General features: G+C 65.1%; 16 protein-coding genes. 13 read left to right on the forward strand and 3 right to left on the reverse strand.

The window, feature by feature from the left end; translation table 11 throughout:
• Positions 1 to 6: 6 nt before the first annotated feature.
• From proW to ACZ6YA_RS13460, 4 genes are all read left to right on the forward strand, one after another.
• Positions 7 to 960: a glycine betaine/L-proline ABC transporter permease ProW gene (gene proW, locus ACZ6YA_RS13445; protein WP_465897611.1), complete on the forward strand. Its 954-nt coding sequence runs from the start codon at positions 7 to 9 to the stop codon at positions 958 to 960.
• Between the two features lie 57 nt (positions 961 to 1,017).
• The gene (gene proX / locus ACZ6YA_RS13450; protein WP_465897612.1) at positions 1,018 to 2,046 is read left to right on the forward strand and encodes a glycine betaine/L-proline ABC transporter substrate-binding protein ProX; all 1,029 of its coding nucleotides are present in this window, start codon (positions 1,018 to 1,020) and stop codon (positions 2,044 to 2,046) included.
• A 132-nt stretch (positions 2,047 to 2,178) separates the two neighbouring features.
• Positions 2,179 to 3,234, forward strand: coding sequence for a GlxA family transcriptional regulator (locus tag ACZ6YA_RS13455; protein ID WP_465897613.1), 1,056 nt, complete (start codon positions 2,179 to 2,181; stop codon positions 3,232 to 3,234).
• A 181-nt stretch (positions 3,235 to 3,415) separates the two neighbouring features.
• Positions 3,416 to 4,372, forward strand: a complete 957-nt coding sequence (locus tag ACZ6YA_RS13460; RefSeq protein WP_403128969.1) for a helix-turn-helix transcriptional regulator — start codon at positions 3,416 to 3,418, stop codon at positions 4,370 to 4,372.
• 137 nt (positions 4,373 to 4,509) lie between these two features.
• Here the strand turns inward: ACZ6YA_RS13460 and ACZ6YA_RS13465 are convergent, their stop codons facing one another.
• Both ACZ6YA_RS13465 and ACZ6YA_RS13470 read right to left on the reverse strand, forming a co-directional pair.
• Entirely contained in the window at positions 4,510 to 5,661 is a 1,152-nt protein-coding gene (locus ACZ6YA_RS13465) for an acyl-CoA dehydrogenase family protein (RefSeq protein ID WP_465897614.1), read from the reverse strand.
• A gap of 16 nt (positions 5,662 to 5,677) precedes the next feature.
• Positions 5,678 to 6,748, reverse strand: coding sequence for an enoyl-CoA hydratase/isomerase family protein (locus ACZ6YA_RS13470; RefSeq protein WP_465897615.1), 1,071 nt, complete (start codon positions 6,746 to 6,748; stop codon positions 5,678 to 5,680).
• Positions 6,749 to 7,033: 285 nt separating this feature from the next.
• Here ACZ6YA_RS13470 and mdcA point away from each other — a divergent pair, with 285 nt between their 5' ends.
• Genes mdcA through madM form a run of 9 tightly spaced genes read left to right on the forward strand, consistent with a single transcriptional unit; the run spans position 7,034 to position 14,364 of the window.
• Entirely contained in the window at positions 7,034 to 8,695 is a 1,662-nt protein-coding gene (mdcA, locus tag ACZ6YA_RS13475) for a malonate decarboxylase subunit alpha (RefSeq protein ID WP_465897616.1), read from the forward strand.
• Positions 8,696 to 9,652, forward strand: a complete 957-nt coding sequence (locus ACZ6YA_RS13480) for a triphosphoribosyl-dephospho-CoA synthase (protein WP_465897617.1) — start codon at positions 8,696 to 8,698, stop codon at positions 9,650 to 9,652.
• 1 nt (position 9,653) lies between these two features.
• Positions 9,654 to 9,953: a malonate decarboxylase subunit delta gene (locus tag ACZ6YA_RS13485; protein WP_400804126.1), complete on the forward strand. Its 300-nt coding sequence runs from the start codon at positions 9,654 to 9,656 to the stop codon at positions 9,951 to 9,953.
• A complete protein-coding gene (locus tag ACZ6YA_RS13490) occupies positions 9,946 to 10,794 on the forward strand; it encodes a biotin-independent malonate decarboxylase subunit beta (RefSeq protein WP_465897618.1) in 849 nt (282 codons plus the stop codon). Before ACZ6YA_RS13485 ends, ACZ6YA_RS13490 begins: the two co-directional genes overlap by 8 nt.
• Entirely contained in the window at positions 10,791 to 11,582 is a 792-nt protein-coding gene (gene mdcE, locus ACZ6YA_RS13495; protein WP_465897619.1) for a biotin-independent malonate decarboxylase subunit gamma, read from the forward strand. Before ACZ6YA_RS13490 ends, mdcE begins: the two co-directional genes overlap by 4 nt.
• A gap of 1 nt (position 11,583) precedes the next feature.
• Entirely contained in the window at positions 11,584 to 12,198 is a 615-nt protein-coding gene (locus ACZ6YA_RS13500) for a malonate decarboxylase holo-ACP synthase (protein WP_465897620.1), read from the forward strand.
• Entirely contained in the window at positions 12,195 to 13,115 is a 921-nt protein-coding gene (mdcH, locus tag ACZ6YA_RS13505) for a malonate decarboxylase subunit epsilon (protein WP_465897621.1), read from the forward strand. The genes ACZ6YA_RS13500 and mdcH overlap by 4 nt, the downstream gene beginning before the upstream one ends.
• Before the next feature lie 60 nt (positions 13,116 to 13,175).
• Positions 13,176 to 13,598 carry a malonate transporter subunit MadL gene (madL, locus tag ACZ6YA_RS13510; RefSeq protein WP_465897622.1) on the forward strand — a complete coding sequence of 141 codons (423 nt, stop codon included), beginning with the start codon at positions 13,176 to 13,178 and terminating at the stop codon, positions 13,596 to 13,598.
• Position 13,599: 1 nt separating this feature from the next.
• A complete protein-coding gene (gene madM / locus ACZ6YA_RS13515; protein WP_465897623.1) occupies positions 13,600 to 14,364 on the forward strand; it encodes a malonate transporter subunit MadM in 765 nt (254 codons plus the stop codon).
• 101 nt (positions 14,365 to 14,465) lie between these two features.
• Here the strand turns inward: madM and ACZ6YA_RS13520 are convergent, their stop codons facing one another.
• Positions 14,466 to 15,377: a LysR family transcriptional regulator gene (locus ACZ6YA_RS13520; RefSeq protein ID WP_346615500.1), complete on the reverse strand. Its 912-nt coding sequence runs from the start codon at positions 15,375 to 15,377 to the stop codon at positions 14,466 to 14,468.
• Between the last annotated feature and the right edge of the window lie 109 nt (positions 15,378 to 15,486).

Here is a 15,486-nt window from a genome sequence, read left to right on the forward strand (position 1 = left end):
GCCCTCATGTCCGAATTCAGCCTTCTCGACCCGTTCCAGGCGGCCACCATCCCCCTGGGCGACTGGGTCACCGCAACGCTCAATTTCCTGGTGCACAACTTCCGCGAGGTGTTCCGCGCCATCCGCTGGCCGATCGACCAGGTGCTCAACGGCATCGAATTCACCCTGCAGAGCATTCCACCGACCATTGGCATCCTGCTGTCGTCGTTGCTCGGTTGGCAGTTGGCGGGCAAGCGCATGGCGCTGCTGTGCTTCGTCACGCTGACCTTGCTCGGGCTGATCGGGGTGTGGTCGGAGTCGATGACCACCTTGGCGCTGGTGCTCACCTCGGTGTTCTTCTGCGCGGTCATCGGCATCCCGCTGGGCATCGTCTGCGCCCGCAGCAACCGCCTGGAAAGCATCATCCGGCCGATCCTCGATGCCATGCAGACGCTGCCGGCATTCGTCTACCTGGTGCCGGTGGTGATGCTGTTCGGCATCGGCAACGTGCCCGGGGTGCTGGTGACCATCGTCTTTGCCTTGCCGCCACTTGTGCGCCTGACCAACCTGGGCATCCGCCAGGTGCCGGAAGACAAGATCGAAGCCGCCCGTGCCTTCGGCTGCACGCCCCGGCAGATGCTGACCCGGGTGCAACTGCCGCTGGCCACCTCGACCATCATGGCCGGCCTTAACCAGACCTTGATGCTGTCGCTGTCGATGGTGGTGATCGCCTCAATGATCTCGGTGGGCGGCCTGGGCCAGATGGTGCTGCGCGGCATCGGCCGGCTGGACATGGGCCTGGCCACCGTCGGTGGCGTCGGGTTGGTGCTGCTGGCGATCTTCCTCGACCGCCTGACCCAGGCCATGGGTGCGCGCAGCAGTGCCGACCCGAGCCTGCGCTGGTACCACACCGGCCCCGTTGGCGTGGTGCTGCGCCTGTGTGGTGCGGGACAGGCTGCAGAGCGGCGCAAGACCGCCTGAAACACACGTATTCGAACTGCCGCACACGTTATAAAAACCAGAAGAAGGTACGCGACGATGTTGGAATCCAAGTTCTCCCGCAGCATCCTGCAAGGCGCCGGCGCCCTGGCCATGGTAATCGCCTCGCTCACCGCCAATGCCTCGGCCGACAAGCCGGGCGAGGGCGTCAAGGTGACGCCGATCTTCCCTTCCATTGCTGAAGAGCGTTTCCGTGGCGAGGTTGCCATGGAAGGCCTGCGCGAGCTGGGGTACAAGGTTCAGGAACCGAAGGAAACCGAATACGGCGTGATGATGGTGGCCCTGGCCAACGGCGATGCCGACTTCACCGTGCACCTGTGGGACAAACTGCACGACAAGTTCTACCAGCAGGCCGGTGGCAACGACGTGATGGTCAAGGCCGGCGACATCATGCCCGGCGTGCTGCAGGGCTACCTGATCGACAAGAAGACCGCCGAGCAGTACCACATCAAGTACATCACCGACCTGAAGAAGCCGGAGATCGCCAAGCTGTTCGACACCGATGGCGACGGCAAGGCCAACCTCACCGGCTGCAACCCCGGCTGGGGCTGCGAGCTGGTGATCTCGCACCACATGAAGGCCTATGACCTGGGCGACAGCGTGCACGTCGACCAAGGTTCATACTTCGCGCTGATGGCCGACACCATCACCCGCTACAAGGAAGGCAAGCCGATCCTGTACTTCACCTGGGTGCCGCAGTGGATATCCACCGTGCTGGTCGAAGACAAGGACGTGGTCTGGCTGGAAGTACCGAAGACCGACCTGCCTGACGGCAACAACAATGTCGACACCATGTACAAGGGCAAGAACCTGGGCTTTGCGGTCGACAAGGTCGAGGCGGTGCTGAACAAGGAGTTCGCCGAAGAGAACCCGGCGGCCACCAAGTTCCTCTCGCTGATGCAGATCACCACGGCTGACGAGAGTGCGCAGAACCTGAAGATGCAGCAGGGCGAGAAGAAGCCTGCCGACATCACCCGCCATGCCAAGGAATGGGTTGCGGCGCATCGCCAGCAGTTCGACCAGTGGCTGCAGGCGTCGCGTGCCGCCGCTACACAGGCCAGCAAGTAAACCGGTGGTGAGACCTTCGCGGGCAAGCCCGCTCCCACAGGTTCTGCACAAGCTCTGAGGCTGTTGCCGTACCTGTGGGAGCGGGCTTGCCCGCGAATAATCCACTGCGATCCCCGCTGTTGAGTCAACACCATGAGCCACTTCGAAAGCATCCTCAAAAACACCAACCTGGCCCACCTCGACTCGGCCGGCCGCACCGCATCGACTTTGCCCTGCCAGCGGGTGGCCTTCGTCCTGCGCGAGCATTTCTCGATGATGGCCTTCACCGCCGCCATGGACACCCTGGTCACCGCCAACCTCATGAGCGCCACCCCGCTGTTCCACATCCAGGTGGTGGGCGAGGGCGCGCAGGTGATGAGCGACCTGGGCATCGCCCTGCCGGTCAATACCGCGTTGGCCGACCTGGAGGTGCAGGGCCTGGACAGCCTGCTGGTGTGCGGCGGTTTCCGTGTACGCCTGGAATCCGCGCCGTTATTGCGCACCAAGTTGCGCCAGGCCGACCAGTTCGGTAGCCAGCTGGGTGGCTTGTGGAATGGCGCCTATTTCCTGGCCGAGGCAGGTTTGCTCAACGACCACGACTGCGCGTTCCACCCCGATGGCCGGGCGATGATGAGCGAACTGTTCCCCAAGGTACGCATCAGCCGCCAACCCCATGTGCTAGACCGCCGCCGCATGAGCTGCGCCGGCGCCAGCAGTGCGCTGGACATGATGTTGGCACTGCTCGAGCACCTGGGCGGCAGTGGGTTGCGCCGTGCAGTGGAACAGATGCTGGCCTGCGACCGTTCGCGGATCCTCAGTGATGCCCCCGCCAGCGTCCCGGAGATTGACCCCAGCTTGCCGCGCGGCGTCCGCCTGGCGCTGGAACTGATGCACGCGAACATCGAAGACCCGATCGGCATCGACGAAATCGCCGAACACGCGGGTTTGTCCCGCCGCCACCTGGAACGCCTGTTCCGCCGCCATGTGCAGGCCACACCGCCACGCTATTACCTGGAGCTGCGCCTGACCCACGCCCGGCAGTTGCTGCAGCACACCAGCAAGTCGCTGACCGAAGTGGCGGTGGCCAGCGGGTTCGTCAGCTTTCCGCATTTCTACCGACGCTTTCGCGAACTGTTCGCCATCGCCCCGCGGCAGTTTCGGGCGCGCAGTCAGGGGTGGGCAGGGCGGCAGGAAGCCAGCGTTCGATAATCGGCCGATAGCCTGTGCCCGGCTGTCCGTTATCCGCCCACCCAATACCAACATCTCATTGCCCAGCCCTCGGCTTTTGCTTAGTGTGTAAGCTTCAGTGACCGTGAACGACCGCAACCACTGGCCCTAAGGCCCGTAGGAAGCGGCGACCAGAACAATAACGATTCCGAGTGCCTTGCCTATGGAAAGCCGCCTGCTGAGCGAGCGCAGTAGCGTGTTCCATCACGCCGACCCCTACGCCGTGTCCGACTACGTCAACCGGCACGTGGGCCAGCACTGCATCGGCCTGTCGCGCACCACCCACCCGCAGGCCAGCCTCAGCCACCGCAAGTTCGCCGAACTCGACCTGTGCCGCATTAGCTACGGCGGCAGCGTGCGGGTCACCTCACCGGCCCTGGAAACCATTTACCACCTGCAGGTGCTGCTCAACGGCAACTGCCTGTGGCGCGGGCACCAGCGCGAGCACCACCTGGTGCCGGGCGAGCTGCTGCTGATCAACCCCGACGATCCGGTCGATCTCACCTACTCGGAAGACTGCGAGAAATTCATTCTCAAAGTGCCGACGCACATGCTTGATTCGATCTGCGAGGAGCAGCGCTGGCAGCGGCCCGACGGTGGGGTGCGGTTCTTGCGCAACCATTACCGATTGGAAGAGCTGGACGGCTTCGTCAACCTGTTGGCAATGGTTTGCCACGAGGCGGAGGTCAGTGATTCCTTACCGCGTGTGCAGGGGCACTACAGCCAGATCGTCGCCAGCAAACTGCTGACCCTGATGAGCACCAACATCCGCCGCGAGAGCCTGGGTACGCCAGGCGCGAGCCTGGAGCGAATCCTCGACTACATCGACCGCAACCTGAAGCTGGAACTGGCCGCCGAGACACTGGCGGAGCAGGCGTGCATGAGTGTGCGCTCGCTGTATGCGCTGTTCGACCGCCACCTGGGTACTACGCCCAAGCAGTACGTGCGCCAGCGCAAGCTGGAGCGGGTGCATGCGTGCCTCAGCGATGGCAGCTGCGCGGTGCGCAGCGTGACCGAACTGGCGATGGATTATGGGTTTTTGCATCTTGGGCGGTTTTCGGAGATCTACCGACAGCGGTTTGGGTTGTTGCCTTCAGAGACCTTCAAACAGCGGCGCTGATCTACGGACACTGATGGTGAGATTGTGGGAGCGGGCTTGCCCCGCGAACCAGGGCAAAGCCCTGGCCATACACTGCTGGTGTCTGGGCGGGCCATTTCGCGGGGCAAGCCCGCTCCTACAGGTCCGCACTAGCAGCGCTATATCGAGTAGTGCTTCAACTCCCGCGCAATCAGCATCCGCTGAATCTCGCTCGACCCCTCATAAATCTGCGTAATCCGCGCATCGCGGTAATACCGCTCCACCGGGTAATCCTCCAGATAGCCATACCCGCCATGCACCTGGATCGCCATCGAACATACCCGCTCAGCCATCTCGGACGCGAACAGTTTGGCCTGCGAGGCCTCCGACAAGCACGGCTTACCGGCACTGCGCAGGCGTGCGGCATGCAAGATCAGCAGGCGCGCGGCATTCACCTGCACCTGCATGTCGGCCAGCAGGTTGGCGATGCTCTGGTGCTCGTTGATCGGCTTGCCGAACTGGACGCGCTCGCGGGAATACACCAGCGCCGCTTCGAACGCCGCACGGGCGATGCCCAATGCCTGTGCGGCAATACCGATGCGCCCACCTTCGAGATTGGACAAGGCAATGGCCAGGCCCTTGCCGCGCTCGCCAAGGAGGTTGGCCGCCGGGATGCGGCAGTTGTCGAACGTGACGGCGCAGGTGTCGGACGCGCGGATGCCCATCTTGTGCTCGCTGCGGTCGACCTTGAACCCCGGGTTGTCGGTCGGCACCAGAAACGCCGACAGGCCTTTCTTGCCCAGTTCCGGGTCGGTCACCGCGAAGACGATTGCCAGGCCCGCACGGCGGGCATTGCTGACGAACTGCTTGGCGCCACTGATCACCCACTCGCCGTTGATCAATTCGGCGCGGGTGCGCAGGTTGTGCGCTTCGGAGCCGGCCTGTGGCTCGGTCAGGCAGAAACAGCCGATCACCTCGCCGCTGGCCAGGCGTGGCAGCCAGGCCTGTTGTTGCTCGGGGGTGCCATAAGCCAGCAGCGGGCCGCAGCCCACCGAGTTGTGGATGCTCATCATCGCGCCAGTGGCGCCGCAGCCGGCGGCGATTTCCTCGACCGCCAGGCCATAGGCAACGTAGTCGGTATAGCTGCCGCCAAAGTCCTCGGGCACTACCATGCCCAGCAGGCCCAGCTCACCCATCTTGCGCACCACACCGTCATCGATCCAGCCGGCCTTCTCCCAGGCCTGGGCATGCGGGGCGATCTCGCCACGGGCGAAATCCCGGGCCATGTCGCGGATCATGATCTGCTCTTCGTTCAGTTCCAGGTCTTGCATCTGCGTACTCCCCGGCTCACAGGCCTTCGAAGAATTGATCGACCCGCTGGGGTTGCAGGCCGGCGAGGGTCGGCGGGTTCCAGCGCGGCTGCTTGTCCTTGTCGATGATCAGGGCACGCACGCCCTCGATGATGTCGCCGTGCTGGAACCACTGGCGGTCCAAGTGCAGCTCCAGAGCGAAGCAGTCCTCCAGCGCCAGGTGACGGCCGCGGCGCAGCATCTCCAGCGTAACGGCCGTGGCGAGCGGCGAGCGGCTTTCCAGCTGATCGGCAGTGGCCAGTGCCCATGGGTGGCTGTCGCCGATGCTGACGGCGCGCAGCTGCTCGATGATCGCCGCCAGGTCGGGCAGGGCGAAGAAGTGGTCGATGGCAGGGCGCAGCTTTTCCAGGGGGGCATCGTCCAGGACTTGGCTGCCAAGCTTGGCCAGCAGGTTCTGCAGGTCCTTGAGCGGATGGTCGCCGAAGCTCAGATGGTCGAGCCCTTCGTCCAGCGTGGCAAGCTTTTCGCTGGGCACGTACCAATCGGCCAGGCCACAATACAGCGCGTCGGCGGCTTGGATCTGCGCGCCACTGACGCCCAGGTAAGTGCCCAGTTCGCCGGGAATGCGCGAAAGGAAGTAGCTGCCGCCGACGTCCGGGAAGTAACCGATGCCGACCTCGGGCATGCCCAGGCGGCTGCGCTCGGTGACCACTCGCAGGTCGCAGCCCTGGGCCAGACCCATGCCGCCGCCGAGGGTGAAGCCGTCCATCAGCACCAGTACCGGTTTGCGGTAACGGTGGATCAGCAGGTCGAGGGCGTACTCCTCGACGAAGAAATCTTCATGCAAGGTCTCGCCGGCCTTGTAGCTGTCGTAGAGCGAACGGATATCACCGCCGGCGCAGAAACCCTTGGGGCCTTCGCCGCGCAGGACCACGGCCAGTACCTGCGGGTCATCGGCCCAGCGGTCGAGGTGCTGGCGCAGGCTGCGCACCATCTCCAGCGTCAGGGCGTTGAGGCCAGCGGGGCGGTTGAGGGTGAGGTGGCCAACCTGGTTGCGAACCTCGGCCAAGACATGATCCGTTGCCGAGATGTGAGCATGCGCGGTCATCGCGTTCTCCCTGCTTTGTTATTGATTTTCCAAGTGAAGTCTGGAGTGCGTTGGCGTATTGCAGGATCCTGTCATGCAAATTTGCCCGGCACAATCGGCAATTCTGCAGGGGGGTCGTGCATTTATGCGGCTTGGGCTTTACAGCGTACTTTAGATCGAGCGCCGCCGCGCGGCACTCCCGTATCCATTACCCTTAGCGTAACGATCACGCCTCCTGCTTGATTGATCACCCATCGCCTACCGCCCTAATGTGCCTCCACGACAGCGAACCCGTGGAGTCACCCAATGACCATAACGAAGAATCCACCGCCGCAATGGTCGAGGCGGCGCGCCGAAAAGCAACGCCGCGTCGACCGCGTCAAACACCTGGCTGACGGTGTGGTGCTGCCCACCGAGCGCATCGTCGAAGCCCTGGAACTGCTGATCGCCCCCGGTGACCGGGTAGTGCTCGAAGGCAATAACCAGAAGCAGGCCGACTTCCTCTCGCGTTCGCTGGCCAAAGCCAACCCCGAGCGCCTGCACGACCTGCATATGATCATGCCCAGCGTCAGCCGTGCCGAGCACTTGGACTTGTTCGAACGCGGCATCGCCCGCAAGCTCGACTTTTCCTTTGCCGGCCCGCAGAGCCTGCGCATCGGCCAGCTGCTGGAAGACGGCCTGCTCGAAGTCGGCGCCATCCACACCTACATCGAACTCTATTCGCGCCTGTTGGTGGACCTGATCCCCAACGTCACCCTGGTCGCCGGTTTCATGGCCGACCGCGACGGCAACCTGTACACCGGCCCCAGCACCGAGGACACCCCGGCGCTGGTGGAACCGGCAGCCTTCAGCGATGGCCTGGTCATAGCGCAGGTCAACCAGCTGGTGGACCGGGTCGACGACCTGCCGCGCGTGGACATTCCCGCGTCATGGGTAGACTTCGTGGTGGTCGCCGACCAGCCGTTCTACATCGAGCCGCTGTTCACCCGCGACCCGCGCCATATCAAACACGTGCACGTGCTGATGGCGATGATGGCGATCCGCGGCATCTATGAAAAACACCAGGTGCAGTCGCTCAACCACGGCATCGGCTTCAACACCGCTGCCATCGAACTGATCCTGCCGACCTACGGCGCGTCGTTGGGCCTCAAAGGCAAGATCTGCCGCAACTGGACGCTCAACCCGCACCCGACGCTGATCCCCGCCATCGAAACCGGCTGGGTCGAAAGCGTGCACTGCTTCGGCACCGAACTGGGCATGGAGGACTACATTGCCCAGCGCCCGGACGTGTTCTTCACCGGCCGCGACGGCTCGTTGCGCTCCAACCGCATGATGTGCCAGCTGGCCGGGCAGTACGCGGTCGATCTGTTCATCGGCGCCACTTTGCAGGTCGATGGCGATGGCCATTCCTCGACAGTCACGCGCGGTCGCCTGGCCGGTTTCGGCGGCGCGCCGAACATGGGCCATGACCCCCGCGGCCGGCGCCACGCCACCCCGGCCTGGCTCGACATGACGGTGCCCGACACGATGCTGGAGCGCGGCCGCAAGCTGGTGGTGCAGATGGTCGAGACCTATCAGGAAGGCGGCAAACCCACCTTCGTCGAAACCCTCGATGCCGTCGAGGTGGCGAAAAAGGCCGGTATGCCACTGGCGCCGGTGATGATCTATGGCGACGACGTCACCCACCTGCTCACCGAAGAAGGCATCGCCTACCTGTACAAGGCCCGCAGCCTGGAGGAGCGCCAGCAAATGATCGCTGCCGTGGCCGGGGTCACCGCCATCGGTTTGCGCCATGACCCCAAGGACACCCTGCGCCTGCGCCAACAAGGCTTGGTGGCCCTGCCCGAAGACCTTGGCATCCGCCGCACCGACGCTAGCCGCGAACTGCTCGCCGCACGCAGCATCGCCGACCTGGTCGAGTGGTCCGGTGGCCTGTACAACCCGCCCGCACGGTTCAGGAGCTGGTAAATGCACATATCCAATCCACAACCGCATCGTCCTCTTCGCGGGCAAGCCCGCTCCCACAGGTACATCGCAGTTTTCGACAACGATGGGGAACCTGTGGGAGCGGGCTTGCCCGCGAAGAGGCCAGAACAGCCAATCAAAATCCACCTGGCCGACCATCTTGCCGACCTGGCAGTCGAATCCCTGATCGACGAAGCCGATCTGTCTCCCAAACCCGGCTTGGTAGACCGCCGCAGCAGCGGGGCCCACACCGACATGACCCTGGCCCTGATGCATGCCTCGGCGCTGGCCCTGTGGCCCTGCCTGCGGCAGATGGCCGAGGCTGCTCAAGACCATGGCGAGATCGGCCTGCCCCTGCGCGCAGCGCTCGGCCGTATCGGCCGCGAAGGCGAAGCCGCCATGTTGGCCACTACGGGCGGCATCAACACCCATCGCGGGGCGATCTGGGCGCTTGGGCTGCTGGTAGCGGCGCGAGCCCTGGAGGCAGAGGCTGACCCGCAAACACTCGCCGCACGTGCCGGCCGCATCGCCCTGATCGATGACCCGGCCGCCACCGCACAAGACAGCCACGGCACCCAGGTCCGTCGCCGTTACGGCGCCAGCGGTGCCCGCGAGCAAGCCCAGCAAGGCTTCCCCGCCGTGATCGAGCACGGCCTGCCGCACTTGCGCCGCAGCCGTGCTGCCGGCGCCAGCGAAAACCAAGCACGTCTCGATGCCCTGCTGGCGATCATGGCCGCACTCAGCGACACCTGCGTGCTCTGGCGCGCCGGCCCCGAAGGACTGCAAGCGTTGCAACAGGGCGCCGGCAACGTACTCGCTGCCGGTGGCAGCGCCACACTCGCTGGCCGCCGCCAACTGCGCCAGCTGGACGCCCAGCTGCTGCACCTCAACGCCTCACCGGGCGGCGCCGCCGATCTGCTGGCCGCCTGCCTGTTCCTCGACAAAGCCGGGAGCCTGTGACATGGAAACCCTGACCTTTCAATTTCCCGCCGCCGAGCCTGGCCGTGGCCGCACCCTGGTGGGCTGCGTCAGTTCTGGCGACCTGGAAGTGCTGATAGAACCTGGCACAGCCGGCCGCCTGGAGATCCAGGTGGTGACCTCGGTCAACGGCAGCGGCGCGCGCTGGGACCAGCTGTTCCAGCGCCTGTTCGAAGGCCGTGCCTGGCCAGCCGTCAAGCTCGACATCCATGATTTCGGCGCTACCCCAGGCGTAGTTCGCCTGCGCCTGGAGCAAGCCTTCGAGGAGATCGCCCATGACTGACACCGAACGCCTGCTGCGCAGCCGCAGCTTCGTCGAACTGGGTGCGCGCCAACGCGCCCGTGCCGTGCTCGACGCGGGTAGTTTCCGCGAGCTGCTCGGCCCGTTCGACCGGTTGATGTCGCCGTGGCTGCCGCGCCAGGGCATCGTGCCCCAGGCCGACGACGGCGTAGTTATTGCCAAAGGCCTGCTCAACGGCCGCCGCACTGTCATCGCCGCCATCGAAGGCGCCTTCCAGGGCGGCAGCATGGGCGAAGTGGGCGGCGCCAAGATTGCCGGTGCGCTGGAGCTGGCCATCGAAGACAACCGCAACGGCATCCCGACTTGCGCCGTGCTGCTGCTGGAAACCGGCGGCGTGCGCCTGCAGGAAGCCAACCTCGGCCTAGCGGCGATTGCCGAAATCCAGGCGGCGATCGTCGAACTGCGGACCCATCAGCCAGTCATCGGCCTGGTTGCAGGCTCCGTCGGCTGCTTTGGTGGCATGTCCATCGCGGCGGGCCTGTGCAGCCACTTGCTGGTCACCCGCGAAGCGCGCCTGGGCCTCAACGGCCCGCAGGTGATCGAGCAGGAAGCTGGTATCGCCGAGTACGACGCCAAGGACCGCCCGTTCATCTGGAGCCTGACCGGTGGCGAGCAGCGCTACGCCAGCGGCCTGGTGGACGGCTACGTGGCCGATGACGTCGACAGCATTCGCCAGCAGCTGCTGCAGTTGCTCGATACACCGGCCGCCAACCGCGCAGGCCGCCACGCTTGGTACCTGGAGCGGCTCGCAAGCCTTGGCGATGACTGCCCGCAACTGGACGCCACCGCCGTGCGTGCCCTTTACCAAGGAGATGCCTCATGAACCGTGCCCTGAACTGGCTGCCGGGCCTGGCCGGTGGCGAAGTGCTGCCAGGTTATCCTGCCTCGCTACAGGTGATCGACGGCGAACTGGACAACCGCCTGGCGCGCTTCATCGCCGTGGTACCGGATGCACATAACCCGTTCCCCCGGGCGCGTAATGGCGAGGTTGGCCTGCTCGAAGGCTGGGGCCTTGCCAAAGCGGTGAGCGAGGCGGTCGAACTGGACCGCAAGGGTGAGAAACGCGCCATTGTTGCAGTCATCGATGTGCCCAGCCAGGCTTACGGCCGCCGCGAGGAAGCGCTGGGTATCCATCAGGCGTTGGCCGCTGCGGTACAGGCCTATGCCCAGGCACGCCTGGCCGGGCACCCGGTGATTGGCCTGCTGGTGGGCAAGGCGATGTCTGGCGCCTTCCTCGCCCACGGCTACCAGGCCCAGCGTCTGATCGCCCTGGATGACAGCGGGGTGATGGTGCACGCGATGGGCAAGGCGGCGGCGGCGCGCATCACCTTGCGCAGTGTCGAGCAACTCGAAGCCCTGGCTGCCGAAGTACCGCCGATGGCGTATGACCTGGCCAGCTATGCCTCGCTCGGCCTGCTGTGGCGGCGCTTGAGTGTGGACAACGCCGACACGCCAAGCAGCGCCGACCTGGCTCAGGTGCGTGCCTGCCTGGCCGACGCGGTTCGCGATATTGGCCACTCCACCGATCTGTCTTCTCGTTTGGCCGGCGAACATCGCAGCGCCTCGCGCGACGTGCGTTCGCGGCTGCGTAGCCAGTGGCGGGAGGCCTGAGATGAACGCCCCGCAACCCCATGATCTGCTCTGGGGAATGACCCCGGCGGCGTTGCCTGCTGATGCTCCAGATTGGGCCTCGCGGGTGCTGTCGGCCGGGCAACCGGTGGTGGTACGGCGTGCTGCCTGTGCGGCAGGCTGGGTGGCGGTGGGCCTGCGTGGGGAAGGGCGGGCGCAGCGTCTGGCGGCGCAGATGCGGCTGGTCGATATTCGTCGGCAACTGAGGCCAGAAGCCTTGCGCTGGCAGGGTGAAAGCCGCTGGCCAGCGCTGCAGGCATTGGCTTCGGTGGCCCCGGTACTCGACGCCAGCGGGCTGGCCTGGGGGCCGACGGGTGGGGTGGGTTACCAGTTGGCCAGCGGAGTCGATGTGCTGCACGCAGCCAGCGACCTCGACCTGGTGTTGCGCACCCCCCGGCCCCTGACACGGGCCAAGGCGCGCGAGCTGCTGGATATCCTCGACTGCGGCCCATGCCGCATCGATGTGCAACTGGACACCCCCGCTGGCGCCGTCGCTCTGCGCGAATGGGCTGGCACGGCGCCGCGGGTAATGCTCAAGTCGGCACTTGGCGCACGGTTAGTGGCGGATCCTTGGAACCTGCTGGAGCGTGCAGCGTGAGCAGCCTGTTCGCCTTCCCTGGCCAGGGTGCTCAGCAGGCGGGCATGCTGCACGGCCTTCCAGAGGGTTCGGGAGTATTGCTGGAGGAAGCCAGCGATACCCTCGGTGAGCAGGTGCTTGAACTCGACAGCCATCAGGCGCTGCAATCGACTCGCGCCGTGCAACTGTGCCTACTGCTGGCAGGCGTGGCCTGGGCACGCTGGTTGCTGCAGCGCAGCCCGGCGCCGGATTACGTGGCGGGCCTGTCGATCGGCGCCTATCCCGCGGCCGTCACAGCCCAGGCATTGGCACTGCCGGACGCCATGCGCCTGGTGGCCTTGCGCGGTGAGCTGATGCAGCGCGCCTACCCGCAAGGCTACGGCATGACCGCCCTCAGCGGCCTTGACCTGGCCAGCGTCGAGCGCTTGCTGGCGGAGGTCGGTGGCGAGGTCTACCTGGCCAACCTCAACAGCGACAACCAGATCGTCATCGCCGGCAGCGATACCGCCATGGCCGAGGTCGCTGCCCGTGCGCGCAGCCGTGGCCAGGGTGCGGCCCGGCGCCTGGCGGTCAGCGTGCCGTCGCATTGCCGCTTGCTCGACGGCCCCGCCGCCGAGCTGGCACGCGCATTCGCCGACGTAACCCTGCATCGCCCACGCATCACCTACCTGAGCGGCAGTAGCGCCCGGCCGATCTTTGATCAGCTACGCCTGCGTGACGACCTGGCCGGCAACATGGCCAGGCTCGTCGACTGGCGTGCTACGTTGCGTACAGCCTATGAACGCGGCGTGCGCCTGCACCTGGAAATACCGCCCGGCAGCGTGCTCAGCGGCCTGGCCCGCCCGGTGTTCGAACAGGGCAGGGTGCTGGCCATCGAGGCCACCCGGCCGGACACCCTCGATGCGCTGCTGCGCCAGGAGGTGGCCGAGCACAGATGACGGCGCTGCAACTCGAAGGACAACAACAAACAACTTCGATACAAGCTGAGGACAACAACAATGATCATCTATGGTGTGGCTCTGCTGGCCGTGTGCACGCTTGCCGGCGTCATCGTCGGCGACTTCCTGGGCGTGCTGCTGGGCGTCAAATCCAATGTGGGCGGGGTCGGCATCGCCATGATCCTGCTGATCTGCGCAAGGCTCTACATGCACCGTAATGGCGGCATGAGCAAAGAGTGCGAATTCGGTGTCGGTTTCTGGGGCGCCATGTACATTCCGGTGGTGGTGGCCATGGCCGCCCAGCAAAACGTGGTCACCGCCTTGCACGGCGGGCCGGTGGCGCTGCTGGCGGCGATCGGTGCGGTGCTGGTGTGCGGCCTGACCATCGCCTTGATCAGCCGCAGCCATCGCGGCGAACCGTTGCCCGCGCTGGAAACGCCCCCCACCGTCGACACGCAGGTAGCCCCTGCAGGAGGTCGCTGACATGTGGCCACTCATTGACAATGCCCTGGAACACAACGGCCTGATCACCGCGTTCGCGGTGGTCGGCGGGATCATGTGGTTGTCGGTGCTGCTGTCGAAGTACCTGACCTTCGGCCGCGTGCACGGTTCGGCCATCGCCATCGTCATCGGCCTGGTGCTGGCCTGGGTCGGCGGCACCGTCACGGGCGGGCAGAAAGGCCTGGCGGACATGGCGCTGTTCTCCGGCATCGGCCTGATGGGCGGGGCCATGCTGCGCGATTTCGCCATCGTCGCCACGGCGTTCGAAGTGCAGGCGACCGAAGCGCGCAAGGCTGGCATGATCGGGGCGATCGCGTTGCTGCTGGGGACCGTGCTGCCGTTCATAGTGGGTGCCGGCGTGGCCTATGCCTTCGGTTACCGCGATGCGGTGAGCATGACCACCATCGGTGCCGGTGCAGTGACCTACATCGTCGGGCCAGTGACCGGGGCGGCGCTGGGCGCAAGCTCGGAGGTGATGGCGCTGTCGATTGCCACCGGGTTGATCAAGGCGATTCTGGTGATGGTGTTCACGCCGGTGTCGGCGCGCTTGCTGGCGCTGGACAATCCGCGCTCGGCGATGGTGTTTGGCGGCCTGGCCGGGACGGTGTCGGGGGTGACGGCGGGGCTGGCAGCGACGGATCGGCGGTTGGTGCCGTACGGCGCGCTGACGGCGACTTTCCATACTGGTTTGGGGTGTTTGATGGGGCCTTCGATTCTGTATTTCTGTGTTCGAGGATTGGTGGGATAATTCCGGCTTCTTCGCGGGCAAGCCCGCTCCCACAGGTACAGTGCTGATCCAAAGTACAGCACTGTACCTGTGGGAGCGGGCTTGCCCGCGAAAAGAACATCTCAATTCTCCCGGCTGTACATCCGGCACTCAGCCAGCAATGCCAGCAAATTCGGCTCCCGCTCCCGAGCCTTCAAAAACACCACCCCAATGTGCTGCTGCAAGCGATACCGCGCCTGCAGCGCAATCAGCTTCACGCGGTTTTCGTATACCGCGGCAATGCGCCCCGGCAACAGGGCGAACCCCACCCCGGAGCTGACCATGCTCAGCAGGGTGAAGATATCGTTCACCTGCATCGCCACCTTCGGCTCGAACCCCGCCTGCTGGAACACCCGCGCGCCATCGCGGTGGGTGGCAAAACCTTGGGTCAGGGTGATGAAGGTCGAGTCGGCGAGGTCCGCCAGGTCGACTTCCTGTTGTTCGGCGAACGGCGAATCGGTGGGCACGGCCAGGAAGATATCGTCGGAGAACAGCGGCAGTTGCTCGCAGGCAGGGTCCGCCACGCTTTCGTCCAGCGACACCAGCATTGCTTCCAGTTCATGGTTTTTCAGGCGCTGCAGCAGGTCGACGTTCGAGCCCAAGGTCAGGTCGATGTTCAGCTCGCTGCGCCGCAGCTTCAGGCCCATCACCAGCTTCGGCACGGTCTTCACGGTCAGCGAGTACAACGCCCCCAGGCGGAAGCGCTCGGCGTAGAAACCGGCGGCTTCTCGGGTCTGGCGTACCATCTGTTCGGCATCCTGAATCAGCTGGCGGGCTTTCTTTTCCAGCACATAGGCACTTTCCAGCGGAATCAGCTGGCGACCTTCGTGCTTGAACAGCGGGCAGCGCAGGGCGCTTTCCAGCGAATGGATGGCGCGGTGCACGCTGACCGCGCTGGTGGACAGTTCGGCGGCGGCGCGGCCGAGGTTGCCGCTGCGCATGAAGGCGAGGAAGGTCTCGAGCTTTTTCAGGGTCAGTTCTTCGTCGATCAGCATGTTCAGGCCCTGAAATGAAGGTGCTGCAGAGCATGCCACAACCTCACCCCGAAGGGTGATGGCCGGCCCCGCCAACCCATGCAAGAATCCCAACCATAACAACCCAGCA

The organism is Pseudomonas sp. NPDC090752 (assembly GCF_055584805.1).

What these genes read in the sequence shown, in the direction of transcription:
- proW (WP_465897611.1), top strand. Translation starts at nt 7, where the DNA reads ATGTCCGAATTCAGCCTTCTCGACCCGTTCCAGGCGGCCACCATCCCC.
- proX (WP_465897612.1), top strand. Translation starts at nt 1,018, where the DNA reads ATGTTGGAATCCAAGTTCTCCCGCAGCATCCTGCAAGGCGCCGGCGCC.
- ACZ6YA_RS13455 (WP_465897613.1), top strand. Translation starts at nt 2,179, where the DNA reads ATGAGCCACTTCGAAAGCATCCTCAAAAACACCAACCTGGCCCACCTC.
- ACZ6YA_RS13460 (WP_403128969.1), top strand. Translation starts at nt 3,416, where the DNA reads ATGGAAAGCCGCCTGCTGAGCGAGCGCAGTAGCGTGTTCCATCACGCC.
- ACZ6YA_RS13465 (WP_465897614.1), bottom strand. Translation starts at nt 5,661, where the DNA reads ATGCAAGACCTGGAACTGAACGAAGAGCAGATCATGATCCGCGACATG.
- ACZ6YA_RS13470 (WP_465897615.1), bottom strand. Translation starts at nt 6,748, where the DNA reads ATGACCGCGCATGCTCACATCTCGGCAACGGATCATGTCTTGGCCGAG.
- mdcA (WP_465897616.1), top strand. Translation starts at nt 7,034, where the DNA reads ATGACCATAACGAAGAATCCACCGCCGCAATGGTCGAGGCGGCGCGCC.
- ACZ6YA_RS13480 (WP_465897617.1), top strand. Translation starts at nt 8,696, where the DNA reads ATGCACATATCCAATCCACAACCGCATCGTCCTCTTCGCGGGCAAGCC.
- ACZ6YA_RS13485 (WP_400804126.1), top strand. Translation starts at nt 9,654, where the DNA reads ATGGAAACCCTGACCTTTCAATTTCCCGCCGCCGAGCCTGGCCGTGGC.
- ACZ6YA_RS13490 (WP_465897618.1), top strand. Translation starts at nt 9,946, where the DNA reads ATGACTGACACCGAACGCCTGCTGCGCAGCCGCAGCTTCGTCGAACTG.
- mdcE (WP_465897619.1), top strand. Translation starts at nt 10,791, where the DNA reads ATGAACCGTGCCCTGAACTGGCTGCCGGGCCTGGCCGGTGGCGAAGTG.
- ACZ6YA_RS13500 (WP_465897620.1), top strand. Translation starts at nt 11,584, where the DNA reads ATGAACGCCCCGCAACCCCATGATCTGCTCTGGGGAATGACCCCGGCG.
- madL (WP_465897622.1), top strand. Translation starts at nt 13,176, where the DNA reads ATGATCATCTATGGTGTGGCTCTGCTGGCCGTGTGCACGCTTGCCGGC.
- madM (WP_465897623.1), top strand. Translation starts at nt 13,600, where the DNA reads ATGTGGCCACTCATTGACAATGCCCTGGAACACAACGGCCTGATCACC.
- ACZ6YA_RS13520 (WP_346615500.1), bottom strand. Translation starts at nt 15,377, where the DNA reads ATGCTGATCGACGAAGAACTGACCCTGAAAAAGCTCGAGACCTTCCTC.